Annotated in this window: 20 protein-coding genes; 14 read left to right on the top strand and 6 right to left on the bottom strand. The window is 55.5% G+C overall.

Annotated features, from left to right (window positions below; translation table 11 throughout):
• Window positions 1-414: 414 nt before the first annotated feature.
• Together ACFQUU_RS26115 and ACFQUU_RS26120 are read right to left on the bottom strand one after the other, a co-directional pair.
• Entirely contained in the window at window positions 415-960 is a 546-nt protein-coding gene (locus tag ACFQUU_RS26115; protein ID WP_382251072.1) for an acyloxyacyl hydrolase, read from the bottom strand.
• A gap of 164 nt (window positions 961-1,124) precedes the next feature.
• Window positions 1,125-2,048, bottom strand: a complete 924-nt coding sequence (locus ACFQUU_RS26120; protein WP_382251074.1) for an SMP-30/gluconolactonase/LRE family protein — start codon at window positions 2,046-2,048, stop codon at window positions 1,125-1,127.
• Window positions 2,049-2,083: 35 nt separating this feature from the next.
• Between ACFQUU_RS26120 and ACFQUU_RS26125 the strand changes: the two genes are divergently transcribed.
• The 3 genes from ACFQUU_RS26125 (at window position 2,084) to ACFQUU_RS26135 (ending at window position 6,122) form a co-directional block, all read left to right on the top strand.
• Window positions 2,084-2,995 (top strand): NAD(P)-dependent oxidoreductase, encoded by a 912-nt coding sequence (locus tag ACFQUU_RS26125; protein ID WP_382251076.1) that lies wholly within the window; start codon window positions 2,084-2,086, stop codon window positions 2,993-2,995.
• Window positions 2,996-3,288: 293 nt separating this feature from the next.
• The gene (locus ACFQUU_RS26130; protein WP_382251077.1) at window positions 3,289-5,118 is read left to right on the top strand and encodes an ABC transporter ATP-binding protein/permease; all 1,830 of its coding nucleotides are present in this window, start codon (window positions 3,289-3,291) and stop codon (window positions 5,116-5,118) included.
• Window positions 5,119-5,168: 50 nt separating this feature from the next.
• Window positions 5,169-6,122, top strand: coding sequence for a DUF3047 domain-containing protein (locus ACFQUU_RS26135; RefSeq protein ID WP_382251079.1), 954 nt, complete (start codon window positions 5,169-5,171; stop codon window positions 6,120-6,122).
• Here the strand turns inward: ACFQUU_RS26135 and ACFQUU_RS26140 are convergent.
• Complete coding sequence (locus ACFQUU_RS26140) at window positions 6,099-7,115, bottom strand: DUF2891 domain-containing protein (protein ID WP_382251080.1); 1,017 nt, start codon at window positions 7,113-7,115, stop codon at window positions 6,099-6,101. The two genes, ACFQUU_RS26135 and ACFQUU_RS26140, sit on opposite strands and share 24 nt — an antisense overlap.
• A 23-nt stretch (window positions 7,116-7,138) precedes the next feature.
• On the bottom strand, window positions 7,139-8,332 hold the full coding sequence (locus tag ACFQUU_RS26145) for a M20 aminoacylase family protein (RefSeq protein WP_382251081.1): 1,194 nt from the start codon (window positions 8,330-8,332) through the stop codon (window positions 7,139-7,141).
• Between the two features lie 238 nt (window positions 8,333-8,570).
• Here ACFQUU_RS26145 and ACFQUU_RS26150 point away from each other — a divergent pair, with 238 nt between their 5' ends.
• From ACFQUU_RS26150 to ACFQUU_RS26160, 3 genes are all read left to right on the top strand, one after another.
• A complete protein-coding gene (locus ACFQUU_RS26150; protein WP_382251082.1) occupies window positions 8,571-10,643 on the top strand; it encodes a molybdopterin-dependent oxidoreductase in 2,073 nt (690 codons plus the stop codon).
• A gap of 4 nt (window positions 10,644-10,647) precedes the next feature.
• Complete coding sequence (locus tag ACFQUU_RS26155; RefSeq protein ID WP_382251084.1) at window positions 10,648-11,739, top strand: aminopeptidase; 1,092 nt, start codon at window positions 10,648-10,650, stop codon at window positions 11,737-11,739.
• A 323-nt stretch (window positions 11,740-12,062) separates the two neighbouring features.
• Entirely contained in the window at window positions 12,063-13,745 is a 1,683-nt protein-coding gene (locus tag ACFQUU_RS26160) for a long-chain fatty acid--CoA ligase (RefSeq protein ID WP_382251086.1), read from the top strand.
• A gap of 91 nt (window positions 13,746-13,836) precedes the next feature.
• Here the strand turns inward: ACFQUU_RS26160 and ACFQUU_RS26165 are convergent, their stop codons facing one another.
• Both ACFQUU_RS26165 and ACFQUU_RS26170 read right to left on the bottom strand, forming a co-directional pair.
• Entirely contained in the window at window positions 13,837-15,435 is a 1,599-nt protein-coding gene (locus ACFQUU_RS26165; protein WP_382251087.1) for an alkaline phosphatase D family protein, read from the bottom strand.
• A gap of 32 nt (window positions 15,436-15,467) precedes the next feature.
• Window positions 15,468-15,875 (bottom strand): acyl-CoA thioesterase, encoded by a 408-nt coding sequence (locus tag ACFQUU_RS26170; RefSeq protein ID WP_382251089.1) that lies wholly within the window; start codon window positions 15,873-15,875, stop codon window positions 15,468-15,470.
• Between the two features lie 95 nt (window positions 15,876-15,970).
• Between ACFQUU_RS26170 and ACFQUU_RS26175 the strand changes: the two genes are divergently transcribed.
• From ACFQUU_RS26175 to ACFQUU_RS26210, 8 genes are all read left to right on the top strand, one after another.
• Window positions 15,971-17,827 carry an ABCB family ABC transporter ATP-binding protein/permease gene (locus ACFQUU_RS26175; protein WP_382251091.1) on the top strand — a complete coding sequence of 619 codons (1,857 nt, stop codon included), beginning with the start codon at window positions 15,971-15,973 and terminating at the stop codon, window positions 17,825-17,827.
• A gap of 58 nt (window positions 17,828-17,885) precedes the next feature.
• A complete protein-coding gene (locus ACFQUU_RS26180; RefSeq protein ID WP_382251093.1) occupies window positions 17,886-18,857 on the top strand; it encodes a LysR family transcriptional regulator in 972 nt (323 codons plus the stop codon).
• Between the two features lie 155 nt (window positions 18,858-19,012).
• Window positions 19,013-20,299, top strand: coding sequence for a Glu/Leu/Phe/Val dehydrogenase (locus ACFQUU_RS26185; RefSeq protein WP_382251095.1), 1,287 nt, complete (start codon window positions 19,013-19,015; stop codon window positions 20,297-20,299).
• A gap of 140 nt (window positions 20,300-20,439) precedes the next feature.
• Window positions 20,440-21,348: an amino acid ABC transporter substrate-binding protein gene (locus ACFQUU_RS26190; RefSeq protein WP_382251096.1), complete on the top strand. Its 909-nt coding sequence runs from the start codon at window positions 20,440-20,442 to the stop codon at window positions 21,346-21,348.
• Window positions 21,349-21,538: 190 nt separating this feature from the next.
• Complete coding sequence (locus ACFQUU_RS26195) at window positions 21,539-22,444, top strand: transporter substrate-binding domain-containing protein (RefSeq protein WP_382251098.1); 906 nt, start codon at window positions 21,539-21,541, stop codon at window positions 22,442-22,444.
• A gap of 160 nt (window positions 22,445-22,604) precedes the next feature.
• A complete protein-coding gene (locus ACFQUU_RS26200) occupies window positions 22,605-23,348 on the top strand; it encodes an amino acid ABC transporter permease (protein ID WP_382251100.1) in 744 nt (247 codons plus the stop codon).
• A 2-nt stretch (window positions 23,349-23,350) separates the two neighbouring features.
• Window positions 23,351-24,040, top strand: a complete 690-nt coding sequence (locus ACFQUU_RS26205; RefSeq protein WP_382251102.1) for an amino acid ABC transporter permease — start codon at window positions 23,351-23,353, stop codon at window positions 24,038-24,040.
• A 112-nt stretch (window positions 24,041-24,152) separates the two neighbouring features.
• Window positions 24,153-24,878, top strand: a complete 726-nt coding sequence (locus ACFQUU_RS26210; RefSeq protein WP_382251103.1) for an amino acid ABC transporter ATP-binding protein — start codon at window positions 24,153-24,155, stop codon at window positions 24,876-24,878.
• Window positions 24,879-24,973: the final 95 nt, after the last annotated feature.

A 24,973-nucleotide genomic window follows, 5' to 3' on the forward strand; every position in this document is an offset into this window, starting at 1 on the left:
GAACAGGACCGTGAAACGACTTCGCGCCGATGATAGTGCTGCAACCAGTGTGAAAGTAGGTAATCGTCAGGCTTGTATTACCCAAAGCCCCAGCTCCAACGAGCTGGGGCTTTTTGCATTGCGCTTCGGCTTTTGCGTTGCGCTTCAGCTTTTGCATTGCACTTCAACTTTTGCGTTGCGCTTCAGCTTTTGCACTCCACCATCGCACCCAGCATCCCTTTATTGCTTTCCCCCGCTTCGCATACCGGCGCGCTCTAAACGTCTGCTGTACCACCGCCGAAGCAGGACTCGCTCAGCGTAATGAAAAAATTCTTGGCCGCTGAGTACTAGCTACATTTTTCTGAATTCAACTTGCGTTAAAAAGCCCTGTCGATGCAGGGCTAGAAAATTAATACTGGTATCAGTGTAATTGCTTCAGAAAGCATAGCTCGCACGCAGAACAGCAAAATTAGCGCCGTCATTCGGCCGTTTGATACTCGCATTCGAGAAGTGCTGAACCCGTATCCCAACGTCGACGCTATTGTTAAACACATACCCAATGCCCAAATGGTCGCCAAACTGGAATTTCGTTGAAAACTGGCGATCATTGTTGTCGTATATCTCACTCAGATAGTGGGCGCCAATCCCAGCTTCGGCATACCATCCCTTGAGGCTATCCCTTTGCCACCGAAATACGGGTGTAAAACCAACATCAATCAGATTCTGCGAGTTGCCAGGGATATTGCGGAATCGGTCAGCACGCCATTGAGAGACGGTCAGGTCCCAGTATCCTCCGATATGCGTTCCATTCGATTGCCACCATTTGCTATCCCACTTCCACTGCAGTCCAACGCGGGTCATCTTTGTCTTGTTGCCAGAACCTATCTCAAGTGAGGCACCATCCACAGCAAATGCTGCTGTTTGTATTCCAAAGATAGCGGCGGCAATAAATATACGAGGAAAAGGGATGTTTCTTATCATGAATGTCCTTTAAACGACTCATTGAGCAACCTGATGCGCAACGTTACCAAATAAGGATATTTTCGCAGATGTGCCATAAGTTTGCTGACCGACAATCTTTTTATCTTAAGCACGCCTTTAGCGACGACCTACTCCGATATCTTTGCGTACTGTGTTGGATAAATTTAATCGATGTAGCCATACTCAGGTCTTCCGGGTACTTCAACTCTGCACGTCAGTACGTGACCGGATAGAGGGTACTGGGCTAACTCTTCCTGCGAACGGTTGTGGCGCACCGTAGTGATAAAAAGTGTTTTCATGTCGTCTCCGCCAAATGCCAGCATTGTCGGGCATCGTGCGGGGAGCAAAATTTCTCGTAAGATGGTTCCATCGGCGGCAAGGCGAAGTAGTCGTCCACCTTCGTACATCGCACACCAATAAGCATCCTCGCTATCAACCGCAGCACCATCCGGGCGGCCACTGTATGTAGAATCCTTATTGGATGAAAAATGCCGAAAAACACGGCTCGCGCCAATTTCGCCCGCTGGCAGGTCAAACTCATACGCCATGATAGTGTGGGCGGTAGTATCGGAATGGTAAAGAGTCTTACCGTCCCCACTAAACGCTACGCCATTGGAAACCGTTACAGGACGTCCCGCAGAGCGAAGCCTCCCTCTATCAAGGCAAAATAAATCTCCTGCTCGCTGTGTACGATCATCGGAAAGTGTTCCAAGCCACAGCCGTCCATTGGCATCGCAACGTCCATCATTGAAACGGATTTTTAATGTGTCGTATGGTGCAGTTATGTACGGGACTAACTCGCCATTCGCTGTATCAAGTTTAGCAATACCTGAACGCATCGCCACCAGAAGGCCGCCAGCCTCGCAATAAGCAATACATCCCGGCTCCGATGGAACATCCCAGCGTTGATAAGACCCATCTGACGGGCGAAAACGATGTACAGATTTACCCGCGATATCGATCCAGTACAAAGTGGACTCGCCCGGGTGCCATAGCGGTGTCTCGCCTAGCAACATCGGTGTGTGTATTAAGGGGTGAATCTCCACGGTCGACATGGCAGTTGTTTTTTTGAGATGATGGTGCATCATTATGCAATCAATTAGTAACAGTAGAGGAGACAAGCGTGAGTAGTTCTGCGCCAATACAAAGGATCGCTGTTCTCGGTGTCGGATTGATGGGGGCGCCGATGGCAAAACGCCTATTGCAGGCAGGCTATCCTGTGACGATATGGAATAGAACGCGTGCTAAGGCCGAGCCTCTTGCTTCCCTGCATGCGCGCATTGCGGACCACCCGGCAGAAGCAGCCGGCGAAGCGGATATCGTCATTACCATGCTGGAAGATGGGTCAATCGTTCGATCGGTGTTGGAACAGGCGGCAAGAGGACTGCGGCAAGGCGTACTAGTCATCGACATGAGCTCGACCCGCCAGTCAGAAGCGCAGGAATTCCATGCCACACTCTCGACACAAGGTGTGAGCTTTATTGATGCGCCAGTATCGGGAGGCGTTCTCGGCGCAGAAGCCGGCACGCTGGCAATTATGGCGGGCGGCAGTGAAGCCGATTTTGCTCGCGCCAGACCGATATTGGAAGTCCTTGGTCGTCCGACGCGGGTTGGCCCTGCTGGATGCGGCCAGATCGCGAAGCTCTGCAACCAACTGATTGTTGGCGGCACCTTAAGCATTGTTGCAGAGGCACTGCTGCTTGCCGAAGCAGGCGGTGCTGATCCTGCCGCTGTACGGACTGCTATTCGGGGAGGTTTTGCGGAAAGCCGCATTCTGGATGTCCACGGACAGCGTATGCTCGACCGTAATTTTCTCCCTGGCGGGCAAGTCAAAAGTCAGGCCAAGGACTTGGAAAACGCCTTAATTGCCGCCGCATCTGGTGGTGTACGCCTCCCTGTCGCCGAGTTAGTCACTACCCTTTATCGCAGCATCCTGGAGGTTGTACCAAATGCCGACCAGTCGGCAGCCCTGATTGCACTAGAGCGCATCAACACCGGCAAGCGGGTGGGCACTGGGCCAGACCAATTGCCTTGATAAAAAGCAGACACGCCATGAAGTTGAAGACCGTGTTTACATAGGGTCTCAGGATGCCGAATCGACCGGTAATACGCCAGTGCAGTTTGCTGCATTCACTCAGTCCGTACCCAGAAATGGGTCAAAGTCGTCAAGGCGTCGGGCGCCAACGTGGATTAAATTAACAACCGCATCGACTATGTTGATCATGAGCTACCTTTAGCCATCGTGCAGCATCTATAGCCGGGATCATGGCGAAAGCCTTGACTGTCTCCCGCACACAGGATTGAAAGACATTTTTAGATGCAGCATTTATGACCGCAACCACATTTGGCAGCACTATCAATACTAGCGATAAAGGCATCGCCACCTCGGGCGCCAACGGTACCGACTGGCGAGCAGTCTGGCAGCTTATCAAGCCTTTCTGGGTGTCCGAAGAAAAGTGGAAGGCGCTCGGCTTGCTGGCAACGGTGATTGCGCTCGCCTTGGGCATGGTTTACCTGGACGTGTTGTTCAACGCCTGGAATCGGGATTTCTACAATGCGCTCGAAAATAGGGATTTCGTCGCGTTCAGGAGCCAGCTCTGGCGTTTTTCCTATCTGGCCTTCATCTACATCGCCGTCGCCATCTACCGGGTTTACCTGATGCAAGCGCTCGAGATGCGTTGGCGTGCATGGATGACAAAACAGTATCTGCATGAATGGCTGGAGAATCAGTCGTACTATCGCCTCGAGCAGACCGGTACGGCCGACAATCCCGACCAGCGTATCGCAGAAGACCTGCAGTTTCTGACCAATGGTTCGCTCACGTTGTCGCTCGGTTTGCTCTCGAGCGTCGTCTCACTCGCGTCGTTTGTCGGAATTTTGTGGTCGGTGAGTGGACCGCTTGCCTTTATGTTTAACGGTCAGCAGTGGAGCATACCCGGCTACATGGTGTGGTTTGCAATTGCCTATGCCGGCGTTGGTTCTCTGATCGTGTTCTGGATTGGACGGCCACTGGTGTTTCAGAATTTTCATCAGCAGCGTTTTGAAGCCGATTTTCGTTTCGGCCTGGTACGTATCCGCGAACATGCGGAAGCTGTGGCGCTGTATCGCGGTGAAGAACAGGAAAAAGACCAGCTTGGTACGCGTTTCCAGCGCATCTGGGATAACTGGTGGACGATCATGCGCACCACCAAGCGTTTGAATGTGGCCTCAAACTTCTATGCGCAATTCGCCATTATTTTTCCGTTCCTGGTTGGGGCTCCACGCTACTTCTCCGGAGCGATCACGTTGGGCGGCCTGATGCAGATCAGTTCTGCGTTCGGCCATGTGCAGGACGCCTTGTCCTGGTTCATCAATGCCTTCAGCTCGCTGGCAAGCTGGAAAGCCAGCGTCAACCGTCTTGCCGGATTCCATGCGTCGGTGGTGGCCGCGCGCACCCGGGTCTCCGGCATTACGGTCATGCGCAATAACGTAGGTGCCGTCCTGCTTGACGATGTCACACTAGAGTTACCCAGTGGAGCAGCACTGACCGAGGCACTCAGGGCACATATCCTGCCGGGACAGCGGATTCTCGTGGCAGGTCCTTCGGGATGCGGCAAATCGACCTTGTTCCGCGCAATTGCTGGCATTTGGCCTTACGGCGGAGGCAGCATCGAAATACCCAAGGATGCACGCTTGCTGTTTCTGCCGCAAAAAGGCTATCTGCCGATCGGCACCTTGCGTGCCGCGGTCTCCTACCCCGCTGCGGAAAACGCATACAAAGAGCGCGCCATCCAGCATTACTTCGAACTTTGCAAATTGCCGCATTTAAGTGACAAGCTTGACGAGCCAGACAACTGGAGCCAGCGTCTGTCGCCCGGTGAACAGCAGCGCCTGGCCTTCGTGCGCGCCTTGCTTGCCAAGCCCGACCTACTGTTCCTCGACGAGGCCACCAGTGCATTGGATGCGGAAACCGAAGAACACTTGTACAAACTGATCCTGGAAGATTTACCGGGGGTGAGCATTATCAGCATTGCGCATCGCGATGCTGTGGCCAAATACCATCAGATTCGCTGGCAGTTCGTCCATGCCGAAGAAGATACTGGCGAGACCGGCGGGTTAGTGCTTGCTACACAGCAACAACGCTATACAATTCTGGCATCGAAAACACGCATCGCATAAATGCTGCAAGTGCGCTCACGTCGGATGCGGGCGCGATTCCAGAGTCGGACATGAATCGGATCCTAGAGCAGATTAGATACTGGCGCACAGGCGCCCCAAGCCACTTTGGCGCGAAGCGCACTCGGCATGCGTTGTCGTGTACGCCAGATCAACTCGCTTTCGCACATACCAGTTCGACATCCGCACTAGCTACACTTGCGTTGGCGATCGGCCTTACCGGCTGCGCGCAGCAGCCCACCATGCCACAGGCACCCAGTCCGCCGATATCGACGCAGGCAGCGACGTTCTCGCTCTTTTCCCAAAGTGAAGCCGGCAGATTACCAACTGCATGGGAGCCGCTCGTCCTTCTGCGCACGAAAAAGAAGACGCAATACGAGCTGGTAACCAAGGAAAACCGTACGGTGCTGCATGCGCGTGCCGAAGGCGCATCCTCCGGGCTCATGCAGCAAGTGCAAGCAGACCCGATGCAACAACCCTGGTTAGAATGGCAATGGAAGATCTCCAAACTGGTCAGCACCGCGGACAATACCCAGCGCGCAACCGAAGATTCACCGGTACGCATCATTCTCGGTTTTGACGGTGACAAGGATAACCTGCCGTTCGCGGACCAGATCCTGTTCGAAACCGCCAAGATTGTCACTGGCTATGACTTTCCCTATGCAACCTTAATGTACATCTGGGAAAACAAAGCACCTGTCGGCACGGTTATCCGAAGCACGCACAGCAGTCGCATCCGAATGATGGTGGCGGAACAAGGACCGGAGGGTGTGGGCAAATGGCGCAACTTCACCCGTAACATCGTCGACGACTATGAAAAAGCTTTTGGCGAAAAGCCGGGCAAGCTGATCGGCGTCGGAGTGCTGACTGATACCGACAACACCGGCGAAACTGTCGAAGCTTGGTATGGCGACATCCGTCTCTTGCGTCAGCGCGGCATTCTCATTGCAGAAGAAAGCAGTCCCGAAGGTGCCGGGTCATCATTAGTCGTCGGCCAAAGCAAGTAAGGCAAAGCTGGCGAGCCAATGCGTACCGACATAATGGCCGTTGTCAGCTTGCGGCAAGGACGCCTGAAGATGCGCTGCAATTGCTTCGCTGACCGGGTGTTGCATCCGTTGGGGCAGTTGCGGCAATAACATCTTCCAGCACCACGCGCGCGACAGGTTCAACCCATCAAGGTGAGCCAAACGCGGATCGCTGCGATCGCTGACCGTCACTGGTGTCAGCCAGACCAGCAAATCCTGTGGGGCAGGACAAAACACTTCCCACCAGTCGGCATAGCTGCAACCATCGACAACACGCAGCATTAAGGTCGCTTCCAACAAACCGCCCGACAGAAAATCCTCGCCGCTCGGCTCGTAGTTCGCTGGATAGCGCCCGTCGCGGCCGAACCAGCTATTGGCTTTGCTCATGATTATCTTGCGCAGCGCCAGATGTTGGATTTGCTCGGCATAATCCAATGCAAACAGCAAGCCGAATGCACTATTGGCATGGGTACCGGCACGGATCGGATACTGTGCGAGCGGCAGATATTGCAGGTAGCGATCGACGATCAAGTCGGCCAGCGGCTGCAGCGCCTTGCACCATGCATCGGCACGCGAATCGACTGCGGCAAGAGCAATGAGCTCGGCCTGTAATTTGAGTAGCCATGCCCAGCCATAGGTGCGTTCGAATGATTGATGTTGTGGATGCGAGAGGTACCGGACTTCTGCGGCAACGTTGCCATCGCTGAAATGGCGGTCGAAGACTGCACAGACAAGGTCCACATCGTGGACATGAGGAATGCGCCGCATTATCGCTGCAAGCAACCAATGCATGTGCACGCTGGAATGCCAGTCATAGCTGCCGTAGAACACCGGATGCAATACACGCGGCGCTTGCACATCGTCAGCTTGGCCGATCAAGTGATCAAGCTTGTGCGGATACTCCTGCGTGATGTTGCTTAATGCCACGCGCACAAATGCCGGCGCATGAACCGCGAGTGCGTGTGACCCGGTCATTATTTCGGCGGGTGAGAGTGTCATCACGCCGGACGCAGGAAGGCTTCCGCCAGGCGCACCCAGAATGTCGCCCCCAGCGGCAGCAGTTCATCGTTGAAGTCATAGCTCGGGTTGTGCAGATTACACGGCCCCAGACCGTGACCGGCAGTGCGATGTCCACCTTCGCCATTGCCAATAAAGACATAACATCCCGGCATTTCCTGCAGCATGAAGGCAAAGTCTTCCGCGCCCATGGTGGGCTCGACTTGTGCATCGACACGATCTTTACCGACGACTGACTGCATGACATCGATTGCAAAAGCCGTCTCTTTTGCATGATTGATCAAAGGCGGGTAATTGCGATGAAAGCGAAAATCGACGGTGGCATCGAAGGCTGCTGCCGTGTGTTGCGCGATATTGCGCATACGGGATTCGATCAGGTCGAGCACCTCGGTGCTGAAGGTGCGTACCGTGCCGATCAGCGATGCTTCATCTGGAATGATGTTGGTTGCGCTGCCTGCATGGATTTGTGTAATTGACAGCACGCCGGCATCCAATGGATTGCGGTTGCGCGTAATGATTGTTTGCCAGCTTTGTGCAATTTGCACTGCAATCATGATGGGGTCGATGCCCTTGTGCGGCTGCGCTGCGTGAGCGCCCTTGCCCTTGATGACCACCTCGAATTCATTTGACGACGCCATCATCGGCCCTGCGGTCACACCAAAAGTACCGACCGGTACGCCGGGCCAGTTATGCATGCCGAACACGGCTTCCATCGGGCATTGCTCGAACAGGCCGTCGTCCATCATGCGTTTTGCGCCACCACCACCTTCTTCCGCCGGCTGGAAAATCACATACACGGTACCGTCGAAGTTGCGGTGCCTGGACAGATAATGCGCGGCCCCCAAAAGCATGGCCACATGTCCGTCATGCCCGCATGCATGCATCTTGCCCTGATGTTTGGAGGCATGAGAAAAGGTGTTGATTTCTTGCACGGGCAAGGCATCCATATCGGCACGCAGGCCGACTGCACGTTTTCCCGTACCGTTGCTGATCACGCCGACTACGCCGGTGACCCCAAGTCCCCGGATTACGGGGATGCCCCATTCGGTCAGCTTTTGCGCAATGATTTCCGAAGTACGCTGTTCTTCAAAGCACAATTCGGGGTGTGCGTGGATATCACGCCGGATCTGTTGCAGTTCTGACTGAAACTCGACGATCGGGTCGATCAATTTCATTATGGTCTCCATGTATACCGTATGTCAGCGACGTTGCCATGCAGCATGCAGTACTTTCTCAATCTCGGTATATTACGATTGACGGTTCAACGCTATTCTAACGACTGCGCACGCGATATCGTGCACATCAATACCAGGTGATTGCAGACTTGCTACGCCGCGCACTTCTCGCATCTGCCAAGCGCCTGTATCCAGTCTGGTTATTCACAAGAAAGACCAGACGTCCATGGGAACTATTATGACGAAAACAATTGTACGCGCCACTTGCCCTCATGACTGCCCGGATACCTGCGCCATGCTGGTAACTGTCGAAGACGGTGTGGCCACCCAGGTGCGTGGTGATCCCGATCATCCAACAACGGCCGGCGTGCTGTGCACCAAGGTGTCGCGCTACACCGAACGGACTTATCACAAGGACCGTGTGCTGCATCCGCTGAGGCGCGTCGGTCGTAAAGGTGAAGGCAGGTTTGAACAGATCAGTTGGGATGAAGCGCTCGATACCATTGCTTCAAGACTGAAGGAAGTTGTCAGCCGAAGCCCTCAGGCGGTCGTACCTTACAGCTATGCCGGTACCATGGGCTTGGTCCAGGGCGAATCCATGGCGATGCGTTTCTTCAACAAGCTCGGGGCATCCCAGCTGGATCGCACCATTTGTGCATCGGCTGGCGGCGCCGGCTACAAGTACACGCTGGGCGCACGCATCGGCACCGATGTTGAGCAGTTCCAAAACGCTAAACTGATCGTGATCTGGGGTGGTAATCCGATTGCTTCCAATCTGCATTTCTGGATGCGCGCGCAAGAAGCTAAACGCCGCGGCGCCAAACTGATTGCTATTGATCCTTACCGTTCACTCACTGCCGAAAAATGTCATCAGCATATTGCGCTGTTGCCTGGCACCGATGCGGCGCTCGCGCTTGGCATGATGCATGTGTTGATCAGAGATGCACTGATCGATCACGATTATGTGAAACAGTACACGCTCGGTTTCGATCAGTTGAAAGAGCGCGTGCAGAAATGGACGCCGCAATACACCGCAGAGATTTGCGGCATCACGCCTGACGAAGTCGAACAACTCGCACGTGATTACGGTACTGCCGCGCAGCAGGGCGAGCCTGTCGCAATCCGCATCAATTATGGCCTGCAGCGTGTACGCGGCGGTGGCATGGCGGTGCGTAATATCTGCTGCCTGCCGGCCCTGGTCGGTGCGTGGCGACATGCTGCGGGGGGTGTGCAATTGTCCTCGTCGGATACCTTCCCAAAGAACAGCGCAGCGCTGCAACGGCCCGACCTGTTGCAGACACCGGTACGCACGATCAACATGAGCACCATCGGTGACGAATTGCTGCGAGAGACCTCGCCGCAATTTGGACCGAAGATTGAAGCGGTCATTGTCTACAACTCCAATCCCGTCGCAGTCGCACCCGAGTCGCCCAAGGTCGCGCAGGGTTTTGCACGTGACGATTTGTTCACTGTCGTGCTGGAACATTTCCAGACTGACACGGCGGACTTTGCCGATATCGTGCTGCCTGCCACGACGCAGCTTGAGCATGTGGATATCCATGCAACCTATGGCCATCTTTATATGATGGCGAACAATGCCGCAATCGCACCGCTTGGGGAATCGAAACCGAACACTGAAATCTTTCGGCTGCTGGCCGCGCGCATGGGTTTTAACGATCCTTGTTTCAGTGAAAGCGACGATGACATCGCAGCGCAGGCATTTGACCGCACGAATGCGCGCGCTATTCACTTCGACTGGGATTCGCTCAAGCAGCGTGGTTGGCAAAAGCTTGATGCACCCGATGCCCCCTTCGCTCATGGTGGTTTTCCTACCCCGTCAGGCAAGTGCGAGTTCTACTGTGAACGCATGCAGGCAGATGGTCTTGACCCTTTGCCTACTTATATCGCGCCGTATGAATCTGCCGCCAGTAACCCGGAATTAGCAAAGCGCTATCCGTTAGGAATGATTTCTCCACCGGCAAGGAACTTTCTTAACAGCACTTTCGTCAATGTGGAGAGTCTGCGTGATACGGAAGGCGAACCGCACCTTGATATCCATCCCGACGATGCAGCGCAACGTGGAATCGGGCAAGGCGATCAGGTACGCATCTTCAATGACCGCGGATCATTCGTCGCGAAAGCGCGCGTGACCGACAAGGCACGCAAGGGACTGGTAGTTGGTCTGTCGATCTGGTGGAAGAAGTTTTCCGCCGATGGCAAAAATGCCAACGAAGTGACCAGCCAGCGCCTCACCGATATGGGCAACGCGCCAACGTTCTACGACGTGCTGGTGCAGGTGGAGAAGGCTTAGGAAAATGAAGATGAAGTGGCGGGCATTGGTATTCTGCGGTGTGGCGGCAACGTTGGCCGGCTGTGCGCAGATCGGTTATTTCGTGCAGGCGGCGCACGGTCAATTCTCGCTGTTGTCGGAGGCGCGTCCGATCGATGAATGGATCGCCAGTCCCGGCACCGAAAGCAAACTCAAGAACCGCCTTACCCGGGTAAAGGAAATCCGTGCCTTTGCCGCACGTGAGCTTGGCCTGCCTGACAATGACAGCTACACGACCTATGCGGACCTCAAGCGGCAATTCGTGATGTGGAATGTAGTCGCCACACCGGAGCTCTCGCTCAAGCCCATGCAGTGGTGTTTCCCCGTGGCCGGCTGCGTCAACTATCGTGGCTATTACAGCAAGGATGAAGCGCAGGCTTACGCCGCCGAATTGCGCGCCGAAAAATACGATGTCGAGGTGTCCGGCGTGCCGGCTTATTCGACGCTCGGCTGGTTCAAGGATCCGGTACTGTCGACCTTCATTCAATATCCGGACGGCGAGCTGGCGCGACTGGTTTTCCATGAACTCGCACACCAGGTCGTCTATGTGCCGGGTGATTCCAAATTCAATGAATCGTTTGCTGTTGCCGTCGAGGAAGCCGGCGTTGAACGCTGGATGGAATTGCATGGAGACGATAAGACACGAAAAGCCTACGCAGCTTACGAAGGGCGCAAGCGCGACTTCCTGGCCTTGCTGCTGAAGCAGCGCAAGGCATTGAAAGCCAATTACGAAAGTGACATCAGCGATGATGAAAAGCGCAAGGAGAAGGCGGCGATTTTCAAGGCATTGAAAGAAGAATACCTGGTGCTGAAAGAAAGTTGGGGCGGCTACAGCGGTTACGATCGCTGGTTCGCCGAACCATTGTCGAACGCGCATCTGTCAGCGGTGGCGACCTATCATGACTTCGTACCCGGTTTCAAGGCCATACTGAGCAAACAAAAAGACCTTGGCAAGTTTTATGAAGCGGTACGCAACCTGTCCACGCTAGGCAAGGATGAACGTCATCGTCTGCTGGCCAGCCTTGGTCAGGCTACGGCGGTCACTGCGGGCAACACCCACGCCGAAGACCTGCATTAAGCGCCTGGGTAGGTGGGCTCAGGCTGGGCAAGCTGATTTCCATGCAACCGCATCAGCTCAGTACCCAATAGCTTGAGTAACGGCCGAATGCGACATAGAGCAGCCTTTCGAGGCTGCTTTTTTTTGCGCGCGTCCGCTGCAATTGGTGTAATCAAAATTGCTGCACTGCAAAACCATAATCTCCTTAGAAGGATTATTCTGATCATAATTAAAAGACTTGCATGACAGCGCGTCGACCGATAGCATCTACGCTTAAAAAAGAATCGGTCGTTCGATTTTTTGGGCAAATCAACCAATCCCACCAATAAAACTAGAGGCAGACAATGGAAAAGCTTTGGCTGAAGTCCTACCCACCTGGCGTTCCCGCAGAAATCGATGTTACCCAGTACCGCTCGCTGGTGCATTTGATGGAGGAATCGTTCAAGAAATTCTCGTCGCGTAACGCCTACGTCTGCATGGACAAGTTCATGACGTACGCGGAAGTCGACGAACTGTCGAAAAAAGTCGGCGCATGGTTGCAGGGACGCGGCCTGAAGAAGGGCGCACGGGTAGCGGTGATGATGCCAAACATCCTCCAGTATCCGGTCGCAATCACGGGCATACTGCGCGCCGGCTACTGCGTGGTCAATGTGAATCCGCTGTACACGCCGCGCGAACTTGAGCATCAACTCAATGATTCCGGCGCCGAAGCGATCATCATCCTGGAAAATTTCGCTACCACGCTGGAACAGGTAATCGGCAAGACCAAGGTTAAGCATGTAGTCGTTGCCAGCATGGGCGAGATGCTGGGCGGCGCCAAGGGCATGCTGGTCAATTTCGTCGTACGCAATGTGAAGAAAATGGTACCTGCGTTCTCGCTGCCGAATGCCATCCGCTTCAAGCAGGTATTGTCGGAGGGTGGGCGCATGACGCTCAAGCCGGTCGACCTCAATCATGATGACCTCGCATTCCTGCAATACACCGGCGGCACCACCGGTGTATCGAAAGGCGCAACCTTGACACATCGCTGTGTCATTGCCAACGTGCTGCAAAACGATGCATGGGCACAGCCCGCGCTGCAGCAGGAACCGAAGATCGATCCGCTGACCATTGTCTGCGCACTGCCGCTGTATCACATCTTTGCGCTGACCGCGTGCATGCTGATGGGCACCCGCTGGGGCGCAATGAACATCCTGATCCCGAACCCGCGTGACATTCCCGGCTTCATCAAGGAGCTCGGCAAATACAAGTTCAACCTGCTGCCTGCGGTGAATACGCTCTATAACGGCTTGCTGAACAATCCTGAATTTGCCAAACTGGATTTCTCGCAACTGAAGATCTGCAACGGTGGCGGCATGGCAGTGCAGCAGGCAGTCAACGACAAGTGGCTCAAAATCACCGGGTGCCCGATCGTCGAGGGCTACGGCCTGTCGGAAACCGCGCCGACCGCAACCTGCAACCCAGCACTGTCGACGGAATTTTCCGGCACGATCGGCCTGCCGATTCCAAGCACGGAAATCGCTATCCTGGACGACAATGGCGCACCGGTACCTCTAGGACAGCCTGGCGAGATCGCGATCCGGGGCCCGCAGGTCATGGTTGGCTATTGGAACCGCCCGGATGAAACCGCAAAGGTCATGACGCCGGATGGCTTCTTCAAATCCGGTGACGTCGGCATAATGGATGAGCGCGGCTTCGTGAAGATCGTCGATCGCAAGAAAGACATGATTCTGGTGTCCGGCTTCAATGTGTACCCGAACGAGATTGAAGCGGTGGTTGCCGCACATCCGGGCGTGCTCGAATGCGCATGCATCGGCGTGCCCGACAATAACTCCGGCGAAGCGGTCAAACTGTTCGTGGTCCGCAAGGACGCATCGTTGACAGTCGATGAACTGATGAACTATTGCAAGGAGCAGTTCACCGCCTACAAAAAGCCGAAATACATCGAGTTCCGCGACGAATTGCCGAAGACCAATGTCGGCAAGATTCTGCGCCGCGAACTGCGCGATGAAAAGAAGGCGGCCTGATCAGGTCTTCCCGCATCATTCACGCTACGTCCCGTAGCCACTAAAAACCGCCTGCAAGTCAGGCGGTTTTTTTATGTCGGTAACCTCATGATCAACTGCTTTTGATCAATCCCGGTTTGCCATCCTCGACCACGAAACGGGCAATCGTTGATACCGGAGATTGTGCCTGGTGCACATCGGCCAGCGCCTGAAAGCGCGTTATGACCTGCGCCGGGCTGACTTCCATCATCACAAATCCGCGGACGTCACTACGACCGTATTTGATATGCGGATTTTGCACGACATATTGCTCGGTGCGCGCCTGCGGCCGCGAGTTCGAGGTGACAGAAGTGCCGCAAAACTCCGTTGCAATGACAGGATTGTCCGCAGATACCGGCCGATTGAAGTCCTGCTGCAGCTCTGCCGCATAAAAGGTGTGTACATCGCCCGATAGCACGACAGGGTTGCTGACTTTATGTGTGTGAATGTCGCGAAACAGCCGCTCACGCGCGGCTGGATAACCGTCCCAGCCGTCATTCCAGAAGCGACCATCCTCTCCGTTTTCGATGGGCGTATGAGAACACTGGGCCATCAATGTCTGTTGTGCAATGAAATTCCATCGGGCCCCGGAACTGGCAAAACCCTCGGCCAGCCATCGTTCCTGCTCGTTGCCAAGCAACGTGCGTGTCGGGGAGAGCCGTTCGCCGCAGCTCGCATCGACCAATCGCGATCCACCTCGATTCAGTGCGGGACAGGCATGATGAGAGCGGTATCGCCGGTCATCGAGCACATGAAAGCGTGCCAGTCGACCCCAGTCATAGCGGTCGTAGATACGCATTTGCGCAAAGCGTTGTGGCTGTGGTTGTGGGCCTTCCGGCAATGCATGCAGGCGCACCGGCATATGTTCATAGAAAGCCTGATAGGCGGCAGCCCGGCGCGCAAGGAAGTTGGAATTTAGGCGTTCATCGCGGTCGTTGCCATAGTCGTTGGCTACTTCGTGATCGTCCCAGGTGACGATCCATGGCGCCACCCTATGCGACGCTTGCAGCTGCGGGTCGGATTTGTACTGCGCATAGCGTGCGCGGTAATCGGACAAGGTCACGCTTTCATTGACACGCTTGCGTGGCGAGGCGGGATGCGCAAGTTCGAGTTGGCCCCATTCGTAAATATAGTCGCCGAGAAAAGCGACCAGGTCGGGCGCTTCCGCAGCGATGTGACGATGCGCCGCATACTCGCCGAAATCCCAGTGCTGGCAGGAAGCGAATGCCAGCCGCAGTGAAGACGGCATGACATTGGCAGCCGGTGCGGTGCGCGTACGACCAACCGGACTGACTGCATCCCCGAGCATGAAGCGATACCAGTACCAGTGATCCGGCTTGAGACCGGCGACGTCGACATGCACGCTGTGCGCCAACTCCGGCAGGGCGGTCGTGTTGCCTGTAGCAGCAATGCGGGTGAATCCTTCATCCTCTGCCATTTCCCATTGGACGGAAAAAGGCTGCTTGCCGGATGATTCCGCATTGAGCGGGTCGGGCAGGATACGTGTCCACAAGATGATAGATGACGCACGCGGCGATCCGGATGCGACGCCGAGGCTGAAAGGATAGAGCGCCGTCTTGCTCAGCGCGGTACCCGGAAACGCGGCCGACAATGCCGCCAGGGAAAAAAGGCGCGTGGTTTGCGCCAGGAAAAACCGACGGTCGTTTCGCATCTCAGCTTGCCGGAGTGTACCTTGGACTTTGTTTAATCGGCGAGTGGCGGAATCGCACGGCGCTGTCGGTTTTCGTCGGTAGCGACGTAGGTCAGCGTTGCCTCGGTTACCTTGACGGTTTCCACTTGAAGGCGATTGCGCTCTGCATAAACTTCCACGTTGACGGTAATCGATGTCGTGCCGACCTTGACGATATCGGCATAGAAGGAGAGCAAGTCGCCAACAAATACGGGCTGTTTGAACACGAAGGAATTCACCGCGATGGTCGCGACACGGCCATTCGAACGGCGAACCGCCGGCAGCGAACCGGCGATGTCAACCTGTGCCATGATCCAGCCGCCGAACACATCGCCATGAACATTGGCATCGGCTGGCATCGGCATCACGCGTAACTGCGGTACTTTCCCGTCAGGAAGGCAGGTTTGGTGTTTATTTGTCATTGCGGTTCTCCTTTTTCGCCTCACCTGATGGAACACAGGCACTGGGCTACAATCGTCAAAGCCAGAGCATAAACCATTCCATAGATAAATCTTTCATGCGACGCCATCCTGTTTCATCTCCCGAGCCTCCCGCCAACGACGGTACCCGTAACGACTGGAGTACGCTCAAGACGCTGATTCCCTATCTATGGGCGTACAAGTGGCGCGTGTCGCTGGCCCTGACATTCCTGGTAGGCGCCAAAATGGCGAACGTCGGGGTGCCGCTGGTACTGAAGGCGCTGATCGATCATATGACGATCGGACCCAATAATCCACAGGCCTTGCTGGTGCTTCCGGTCGGCATACTGGTTGCCTATGGATTGCTGCGACTGTGCACGACGATGTTTACCGAGCTGCGTGAATTCGTGTTTGCAAAGGTTACCCAAAGTGCGGTGCGTACCATCGCACTGCAAGTGTTCCGTCACCTGCATTCGCTGTCGCTGCGTTTTCACCTGAATCGGCAGACCGGCGGCATGACGCGCGACATCGAACGCGGCTCGCGTGGAATTTCGTCGCTGGTTTCATACACGCTATACAGCATCCTGCCGACTCTGGTCGAAATCACTCTGGTGATCGGCTACCTGGTGCTGCATTACGACATCTGGTTTGCCGTCATCACCTTCGCCGCCTTGCTGGTGTACATCGGCTTTACGGTGGCGGTGACCGAATGGCGCACCAACTTCCGCCGGACGATGAACGAACTCGATTCGAAGGCCAACACGCGCGCCATTGATTCGCTGATCAACTACGAGACGGTCAAGTATTTCGGCAACGAGGATTACGAAGCGCGCCGTTACGACCACAGCATGCAGAACTGGGAAACGGCGGCAGTGAAATCCCAGACCTCGCTGTCGATCCTCAACACCGGACAATCGCTGATCATCGCCACCGCCGTCACGCTGATCCTGTGGCGCGCGACCCAAGGCGTTATCGATGGCAAGATGACGCTGGGCGATCTGGTACTGGTCAATGCCTTCATGATCCAGTTATACATTCCGCTCAATTTCCTCGGTGTGATCTACCGCGAGATCAAGCAGAGCCTTGCCGACATGGAAAGGCTGTTCAAGCTGCTCGACCAGCATCGCGAAGTGGCCGATGTGCCGAACGCACAGCCGCTCGTGATCAAGGGCGCGGAAGTGAAGTTTTCGCATGTCGATTTCAGCTACGAAGCCAAGCGCCAGATCCTGTTCGATGTCGACTTCACGATTCCAGCAGGAACGACGACCGCCGTGGTTGGCCACAGCGGCTCGGGCAAGTCCACGCTGTCGCGCCTGCTGTTTCGCTTCTACGATATCAATGCTGGCAGCATTACCATCGATGGCCAGGACTTGCGCAATGTAACGCAAGCATCATTGCGTAAAAGTATCGGCATCGTGCCGCAGGACACCGTACTGTTCAATGACACGATCGAGTACAACATAGCCTATGGCAAGCCGGATGCGACTCGTGAAGAAATCGTGGCGGCTGCGAAAGCTGCGTATATCCACGACTTCATCGAAAGCCTGCCCGACGGTTACGGCAGCATGGTCGGCGAGCGCGGCTTGAAGTTGTCCGGCGGTGAAAAACAGCGCGTGGCGATTGCCCGCACCTTGCTCAAGAATCCAGCCATCCTGATCTTCGACGAGGCGACTTCGGCGCTGGACTCGCGCGCCGAACAGGCGATCCAGGCGCAGCTGAAGGAAATCGCCAGGGACCGTACCACCCTGGTGATTGCCCATCGGCTGTCGACCATCGCCGACGCTTCGCAGATCCTGGTGCTCGACCATGGCCGGATCATCGAACGCGGTACGCATAGCCAGTTAATTGCGCAAAACGGCGCGTATGCACAGATGTGGGAGCGCCAGCAGGCACGTCAGGAGGTTCCGGCTTCGCCGTCGGCCGACGACAGGGACACGGAAGCCGCAGTCGCGTGACTTGGGTCTCCAGCCGGGGCCGCTTTGCTTCCGCTGCGAAGGCGACTAACATAGCGGCATGGAAACCAAATGGCTCGAAGATTTTATTTCATTGGCCGAGACGCGCAGCTTCAGCCGTTCGGCGGCGCTGCGCCATGTGACGCAACCGGCATTTTCGCGCCGCATTCAGTCCCTGGAAGCATGGCTCGGCGCGGATCTGATCGACCGCACCTCCTATCCGACCAGGCTCACCCCGGCCGGTGAAGTGTTCTACGAGCAGGCGCTGGAAATGCTTGGTCAGGTCAATAATGCGCGTGCCCTGTTGCGCGGCAAGCGGCCGACTGCCCATACCACGGTCGACTTCGCGGTGCCGCACACCTTGTCGCTGACCTATATGCCCAAGTGGATCACCGAGCTGAAGGACGGTTTCGGCACACTGAATTCACGACTGATTGCACTGAACGTGCACGACGCTGTGATGACGATGGTGGAGGGCGGCTGCGATCTGCTACTGTGCTATCACCATCCCCGCCAGCCCGTACAGCTCGACGCCAGCCGCTACGACATGCTGACCCTGGGCAGCGAAACCTTGCGTGCCTACGCACGCTGTAACAAGTCCGGTGTACCGAGCTTGCTACTGCCGGGCAGCCCCAAAGCGCCGATACCATTTCTGTCTTACACCAGCAATGCTTATCTGGGCCGCATGGTGGATATGATTCTTGCCGATGCCGAACGCCCGCTGTTCCTTGAAAAGCGCTACGAGACCGACATGGCGGAAGGCTTGAAGATGATGGCGCTGGAAGGCCATGGTATCGCCTTTCTTCCGGAATCCGCAGTGACACGAGAAATCAAGCAGAAGCATTTGGCGCGCGCCGATGGCGGCCAGCCGGACTGGGAACTCAGCATGGAAATCCGCCTCTATCGGGAACGTCCTTCGGGTCAGCGTCCGGGCAAGCCGATTGTGTCCCGACTATGGGAATACCTGGTCGAGCGCAGGGAAGCAAAACCGCGCAACCGCAAGCGCCGAACCGCAGCAGGAAAAGCCGCCTGATCACGCATTTGCGGGGCATCAAAGGTTATGCGTTCCATGCATAGTTGCATGCCTACAAAGCATTGGATTTGCTGCGGCGCGTTGGAATAGCATCCTTCCCTGTATAGCGCATCATCGCAACGATGGCGCTTAAACCTACAAGGAGTCATGGCACCATGTCCGTCCACCACGAAGTCCCGTCTTACCTGACACCCCATGAGATCGGCCCCTGGGGCGTCTATCTCGAGCAGATCGATCGCGTCACACCCCATCTCGGCAACCTGGCCCGCTGGGTTGAAACTCTCAAGCGCCCCAAGCGTATTCTCGTTGTTGACGTCCCGATCGAACGCGATGACGGGACCATTGCCCACTTCGAGGGCTACCGCGTGCAGCACAATACTTCCCGCGGTCCGGGCAAGGGCGGTGTGCGCTTCCACCAGGACGTAACGCTGTCTGAAGTAATGGCCCTGTCGGCCTGGATGACAGTCAAGAACGCAGCAGTCAACGTGCCGTACGGCGGCGCGAAAGGTGGCATCCGCGTCAATCCCAAGACCCTGTCGACCGGCGAACTGCAACGCATGACTCGCCGTTACACCAGCGAAATCAACATCATCATCGGCCCGAACAAGGATATCCCGGCGCCCGACGTCAATACCAATGAGCAGATCATGGCGTGGATGATGGACACTTATTCCATGAACCAGGGCAGCACTGCCTCCGGCGTCGTCACCGGCAAGCCGATTTCTCTCGGCGGTAGCCTGGGCCGTCACGAAGCCACTGGCCGTGGCGTCTACGTCGTGGGTTGTGAAGCCGCCGCCAAGCGTGGTCTAGACATCAAAGGTGCACGCGTTGCGGTGCAGGGCTTCGGGAACGTCGGCGGCGTTGCTGCCCGCTTGTTCGCCGAAGCTGGTGCAAAAATCGTCGCGGTGCAGGACCATGTCACCACGATAGTGCGTGACGGCGGACTCGACGTCACGGCGCTGCAGGCACATGTGGCGCAGCATGGCAGTGTGTCCGGCTTTGCCAATGCCGACACGGTCAACGACCGCAGCCGTTTCTGGGAAGTCGACTGTGACATTCTGATCCCGGCCGCACTTGAGCAGCAGATCACCGAAGCCAACGCCAACAAGATCCGCGCCAAGATCATTCTGGAGGGCGCGAACGGCCCGACGACCCCGGCCGCTGACGACATCCTGCACGACAAGGGCGTGCTGATCGTGCCAGACGTGATTGCCAATGCGGGTGGCGTGACCGTCAGTTACTTCGAATGGGTGCAGGATTTCTCAAGCTTTTTCTGGACCGAGGATGAGATTAACCAGCGCCTGACACGTATCATGCGTGAAGCATTTGCTGCCGTGTGGCAACTAGCGGACGAGAAGAAAGTATCATTACGTACTGCCGCGTTTATCGTCGCTTGTACCCGAGTGTTGCAGGCACGGGAAATGCGCGGACTTTACCCTTGATACTTCGGTTGCACTGAAAACTGGCAAGCTGCCGGCAATGCACCGGCGGCTGCACATACAGGACGCGGCCGTAGTTTCGTATTCAACTGCACCGCCGGACGTCCTGTAGGCTGTACTACCCGGCATGAGACGGAGACCTTATGCACTACCGACCTACGATTACAAGTCGTATCGCAGGAGGCTGCCTTGCAGCCTCCTGCTGCCTGCTCGCCCCTCCGACATACGCTGCCGATAGTCTGGCAAAAATCAAAGAATCGCGCACGATTACCATCGCATACCGGGAGGCATCTCTCCCGTTTTCCTACTACAACGCAGATAAAAAACCGATTGGATACGCGGTCGAGCTGTGTCTGAAAATTGCCGATGCGGTCAAGCGTGAACTCAAGCTAGACCGTCTCAATGTCGAATTTCTGGCCGTCACGCCTTCCACCCGCATCCCTGCCATCGTCGATGGCAAAGCGGACCTGGAGTGCGGCTCCACCACTAACAATGCCGAGCGCCGCAAGCAGGTGGCGTTTACCATCCCTCATTTTGTCGCCGCCGCCCGCATGGTGGTGCGAACCGATTCGGGGATTACCAATTGGTCCGATCTGCGCGACAAGCAGGTTGTGACGACCAAAGGCACCACGACAGTCAAACTGCTCAATGACCGCGACAAAGTACGGGCTCTAGGCCTGAAACTGATCGAAGGGCGTGACCATGCCGAATCGTTTTCGATGGTGGAGAAAGGCGAGGCAGCAGCTTTTCCCATGGATGACGTACTTTTATTCGGATTGCGTGCAAACTCGGAAAACCCGAGCCGCTTTGCGGTTATTGGAGATGCCCTGTCCGCCGAACCTTATGCCATCATGCTGCGCAAGGATGACCCCGCGTTCAAGGCCGTCGTCGACCGGGAAATGGGCCGCATCATCAACGATGGCGAGATCTACAAGCTCTACGACAAGTGGTTCAAGAGCCCGATTCCACCCAAGGGCATAAACATGAATATGCCGATCGGCCACTTATTGCGTGACACATTCCGTTTTCCGACCGATAAGGTAGGGGACTGAAATCGAGTTGGCGCTAGCCATGCTCGCAACTGGGAATCCGTAAAACTACGTATTGCGCAGTAATAAAAACAAGAACATGTTCGACCAAAGGGAGAGGACCCGGTCTTAGCCCCTCGAAACGAGCAGAAAACATGCTCTATAAACATAGCTTTTGGTACACTAACTCGCTAATTTTTTTCCAGGAGATAAAATGAAACTAGCAAAATTGATCGCTGTCCTGATCGGCGCAGGGGTCATCGCAGGAGCCGCACAGGCTCAGGAGAGCGGCACACTGAAAAAGATTAAGGATTCCGGCACCATTACTCTGGGCGTGCGCGATTCCTCCATTCCGTTTTCCTACCTTGACGACAAGCAGTCCTATCAGGGCTACTCGATCGATCTCTGCATGAAGGCAGTGAGTGCAATCCAGAAGCACCTGGGCATGACACAGTTGAACGTCAAGATGAACCCGGTCACATCGGCAACCCGTATTCCTCTGATGGCAAACGGCACGGTCGACCTCGAGTGCGGTTCCACCACCAATAACCTCGAGCGCCAGAAACAGGTTGCATTTGCACCGACCACGTTCGTGTCGGGTAACCGCCTGCTGGCCAAGAAGTCTGCCAATATCAGTTCGCTGAACGACATGAAGGGCAAAACCCTGGTGTCGACAGCAGGTACGACGTCTATGCGTCAGATCACTACGCTCAATACCGAGAAAAACCTGGGCTTGAACATTCTGTCTGCCAAGGATCATGCTGAGTCTTTCCTGATGGTTGAAACAGGCCGTGCGGTTGCCTTCCTGATGGATGACATTCTGCTGGCATCGCTGGCAGCAACGTCCAAGTCGCCAAATGACTACGTCATCACCAAGGATGCGCTTGAGCTTGAGCCCTACGGCATCATGATGCGCCGCGACGATCCTGCCTTCAAGAAAGTCGTGGACGACGCCATCATCGCCGTCTTCAAGTCGGGTGATATCAACCGTATCTACGCGAAGTGGTTCCAGTCGCCGATTCCACCGAAGGGTGTTAACCTGAACTGGCCGATGAGCGAGCAACTGAAGAAAATCATTGCGAATCCGACCGATTCCGGTGATCCCGCTGCTTACAAATAAGCGATAGCAGCGTGAAAAAAACGGGGGGCAGGGGCCTCCCGTTTTTTGTAGTGAATACAATTCCTTAGAAGGGTGACGGCAGACAGCAATGCGTCACACAGTCGCATCCTGCGGTGCGCGCAATATCACACTGGACCTCTGCAAGAGACAAGGGCAAGCTATGAATTACAACTGGAACTGGCGCATTTTCTGGGAGCCGTCTCCCGACGGTGTCGGCACCTATATGGACACGCTGCTGTCCGGACTGTACTGGACGCTGGCTACCGCGCTGATCGCGTGGATCATGGCACTCATCCTCGGCGCAATCATCGGCACCATCCGCACGACCCCCCACAAGTGGGCGGTGCGTCTGGCTAACGGCTATGTCGAACTGTTCCGCAACATTCCGTTGCTGGTCCAGATGTTCCTCTGGTTCTTTGTGATGCCGGAACTTGTTCCCGCATCCTTTGGCGACTGGCTCAAGCAATTGCCGAATTCTCCCTTTATTACTGCGGTCATCTCGCTTGGATTCTTTACGTCTGCACGGGTGGCCGTGCAGGTCTCCGCAGGCATCAATTCTCTGCCGCGGGGGCAGAAACTGGCCGGAACGGCGCTCGGCCTGACGCTTCCGCAAACCTATCGCTACATTCTGCTGCCGATGGCTTTCCGTATCGTCATTCCGCCGCTTACCAGTGAATTTCTCAACATTATGAAAAACAGCGCGGTAGCGCTGACTATCGGCTTGATGGAACTGACCGCACGGGCGCGTTCAATGCAGGAATTCTCCTTCCAGGTATTTGAGGCATTCACTGCGGCCACGATTATTTATGTCCTCGTCAATGTGGTCGTGGTTAATCTCATGCGCGTCATCGAACGACGCGTGGCGGTACCTGGCTATATCACTTCCGGTTCGGGAGGTAAGTAACCATGCTTAATCTCGATTTCGACGTTATCGAACGCAGCTGGGTTTACCTTTTCCAGACAGGGATGGCATTCACGCTAGAGCTGACGGGGCTGGCGATGGTGGGCGGTATCATTATCGGCACGTTATTGGCGATGATGCGCTTGTCCAGCAACAAGGCCATATCGTTCGTTGCTACCAGTTATGTCAACCTGATCCGCTCAATTCCGCTGGTTCTGGTAATTTTCTGGTTTTACTTCCTGGTGCCGTATATCGGGGCCTGGATAATTGGTGCAAATGAACCGATCAAGGTCGGTGCGTTCACTTCGTCGCTGATTACATTCATGCTGTTTGAAGCTGCGTACTACTGCGAGATCATGCGAGCTGGTATCCAGTCGATTCCTCGCGGGCAGGTTTCCGCCGGTTATGCGCTTGGGATGAATTACTGGCAAACCATGGGAAATATCGTGCTGCCTCAGGCATTCCGCAACATGATTCCGGTTCTGCTCACACAGACTATCGTGCTGTTTCAAGACGTATCGCTGGTGTATGTCTTGTCGATTACCGACTTCGTGGGCGCTGCTTCCAAGGTCGCGCAGCGTGACGGACGTCTGATTGAAATGTATCTGTTTGTCGCGCTCGTCTACTTCGTGATCTGCTTCGGGCTTTCGCTGCTGGTTAAGCGGCTACAGCAGAAGGTGGCGATTATCCGATAACGCATCTTGTGCTGCGCCGGGACATCGCCATCAAGTGCGGCGCAAGCAGAAGCCTGTGGGATCCGGACTCCGGCAAAGACAGAATATTTCAGAATAGTATCCAGGAGAAATCATGATTGAACTTAAAGATGTCAGCAAATGGTACGGAAATTTCCAGGTTCTGACCGATTGCACCACGCATGTTGCCAAGGGTGAAGTGGTTGTGGTCTGCGGTCCTTCCGGCTCGGGCAAGTCCACGCTGATTAAAACTGTCAACGGACTGGAGCCGTTCCAGAAAGGCCAGATCCTGGTCGATGGCATTTCGGTCGGCGACCCGAAAACCAATCTCTCGAAACTGCGTGCACGCATCGGCATGGTGTTCCAGAACTTTGAATTATTTCCGCACCTGTCGATTCGCCAGAATCTAACGATCGGCCAAGTCAAGGTGCTGGGTCGCAGCGAGGATGAAGCGACCGAAAAGGGCCTGAAGTACCTCGATCGCGTCGGTTTGCTATCGCAGAAGGACAAATTCCCGGGCCAGTTGTCTGGTGGTCAGCAGCAGCGTGTCGCGATCGCGCGTGCGTTGTCAATGGATCCGATTGCGATGTTGTTCGATGAACCGACCTCGGCGCTCGATCCTGAAATGATCAACGAAGTGCTGGACGTCATGGTCGGCCTCGCGCACGAAGGTATGACCATGATGGTGGTCACCCATGAAATGGGCTTTGCCAAGAAGGTCGCCAACCGCGTCGTCTTCATGGACAAGGGTTTGATTGTTGAAGATTGCACCAAGGAAGAGTTCTTCGGTGCGCCGCGTTCCGACCGTGCGCGTGACTTCCTTGCAAAAATCATCCACTGACCGCCAGTAACAGAGCAATAGATTCATCGAGCGCCACGCCGTCCCTGCCCACAGGGGCGGCTTTTTTATTTGGTAACCGGGAATGGCTCAGTTTG

Origin of the sequence: Herbaspirillum sp. GCM10030257 (assembly GCF_042666555.1) — a bacterium.
Classification (GTDB): Bacteria; Pseudomonadota; Gammaproteobacteria; order Burkholderiales; family Burkholderiaceae_D; genus Noviherbaspirillum.

Coding starts and splice junctions, on each gene's coding strand:
- ACFQUU_RS26115 (WP_382251072.1), bottom strand. CDS start 960: ATGATAAGAAACATCCCTTTTCCTCGTATATTTATTGCCGCCGCTATC.
- ACFQUU_RS26145 (WP_382251081.1), bottom strand. CDS start 8,332: ATGAAATTGATCGACCCGATCGTCGAGTTTCAGTCAGAACTGCAACAG.
- ACFQUU_RS26120 (WP_382251074.1), bottom strand. CDS start 2,048: ATGATGCACCATCATCTCAAAAAAACAACTGCCATGTCGACCGTGGAG.
- ACFQUU_RS26180 (WP_382251093.1), top strand. CDS start 17,886: ATGGAAACCAAATGGCTCGAAGATTTTATTTCATTGGCCGAGACGCGC.
- ACFQUU_RS26140 (WP_382251080.1), bottom strand. CDS start 7,115: ATGACCGGGTCACACGCACTCGCGGTTCATGCGCCGGCATTTGTGCGC.
- ACFQUU_RS26165 (WP_382251087.1), bottom strand. CDS start 15,435: ATGCGAAACGACCGTCGGTTTTTCCTGGCGCAAACCACGCGCCTTTTT.
- ACFQUU_RS26175 (WP_382251091.1), top strand. CDS start 15,971: ATGCGACGCCATCCTGTTTCATCTCCCGAGCCTCCCGCCAACGACGGT.
- ACFQUU_RS26150 (WP_382251082.1), top strand. CDS start 8,571: ATGACGAAAACAATTGTACGCGCCACTTGCCCTCATGACTGCCCGGAT.
- ACFQUU_RS26195 (WP_382251098.1), top strand. CDS start 21,539: ATGAAACTAGCAAAATTGATCGCTGTCCTGATCGGCGCAGGGGTCATC.
- ACFQUU_RS26130 (WP_382251077.1), top strand. CDS start 3,289: ATGACCGCAACCACATTTGGCAGCACTATCAATACTAGCGATAAAGGC.
- ACFQUU_RS26200 (WP_382251100.1), top strand. CDS start 22,605: ATGAATTACAACTGGAACTGGCGCATTTTCTGGGAGCCGTCTCCCGAC.
- ACFQUU_RS26155 (WP_382251084.1), top strand. CDS start 10,648: ATGAAGATGAAGTGGCGGGCATTGGTATTCTGCGGTGTGGCGGCAACG.
- ACFQUU_RS26190 (WP_382251096.1), top strand. CDS start 20,440: ATGCACTACCGACCTACGATTACAAGTCGTATCGCAGGAGGCTGCCTT.
- ACFQUU_RS26185 (WP_382251095.1), top strand. CDS start 19,013: ATGTCCGTCCACCACGAAGTCCCGTCTTACCTGACACCCCATGAGATC.
- ACFQUU_RS26205 (WP_382251102.1), top strand. CDS start 23,351: ATGCTTAATCTCGATTTCGACGTTATCGAACGCAGCTGGGTTTACCTT.
- ACFQUU_RS26135 (WP_382251079.1), top strand. CDS start 5,169: ATGAATCGGATCCTAGAGCAGATTAGATACTGGCGCACAGGCGCCCCA.
- ACFQUU_RS26160 (WP_382251086.1), top strand. CDS start 12,063: ATGGAAAAGCTTTGGCTGAAGTCCTACCCACCTGGCGTTCCCGCAGAA.
- ACFQUU_RS26210 (WP_382251103.1), top strand. CDS start 24,153: ATGATTGAACTTAAAGATGTCAGCAAATGGTACGGAAATTTCCAGGTT.
- ACFQUU_RS26170 (WP_382251089.1), bottom strand. CDS start 15,875: ATGACAAATAAACACCAAACCTGCCTTCCTGACGGGAAAGTACCGCAG.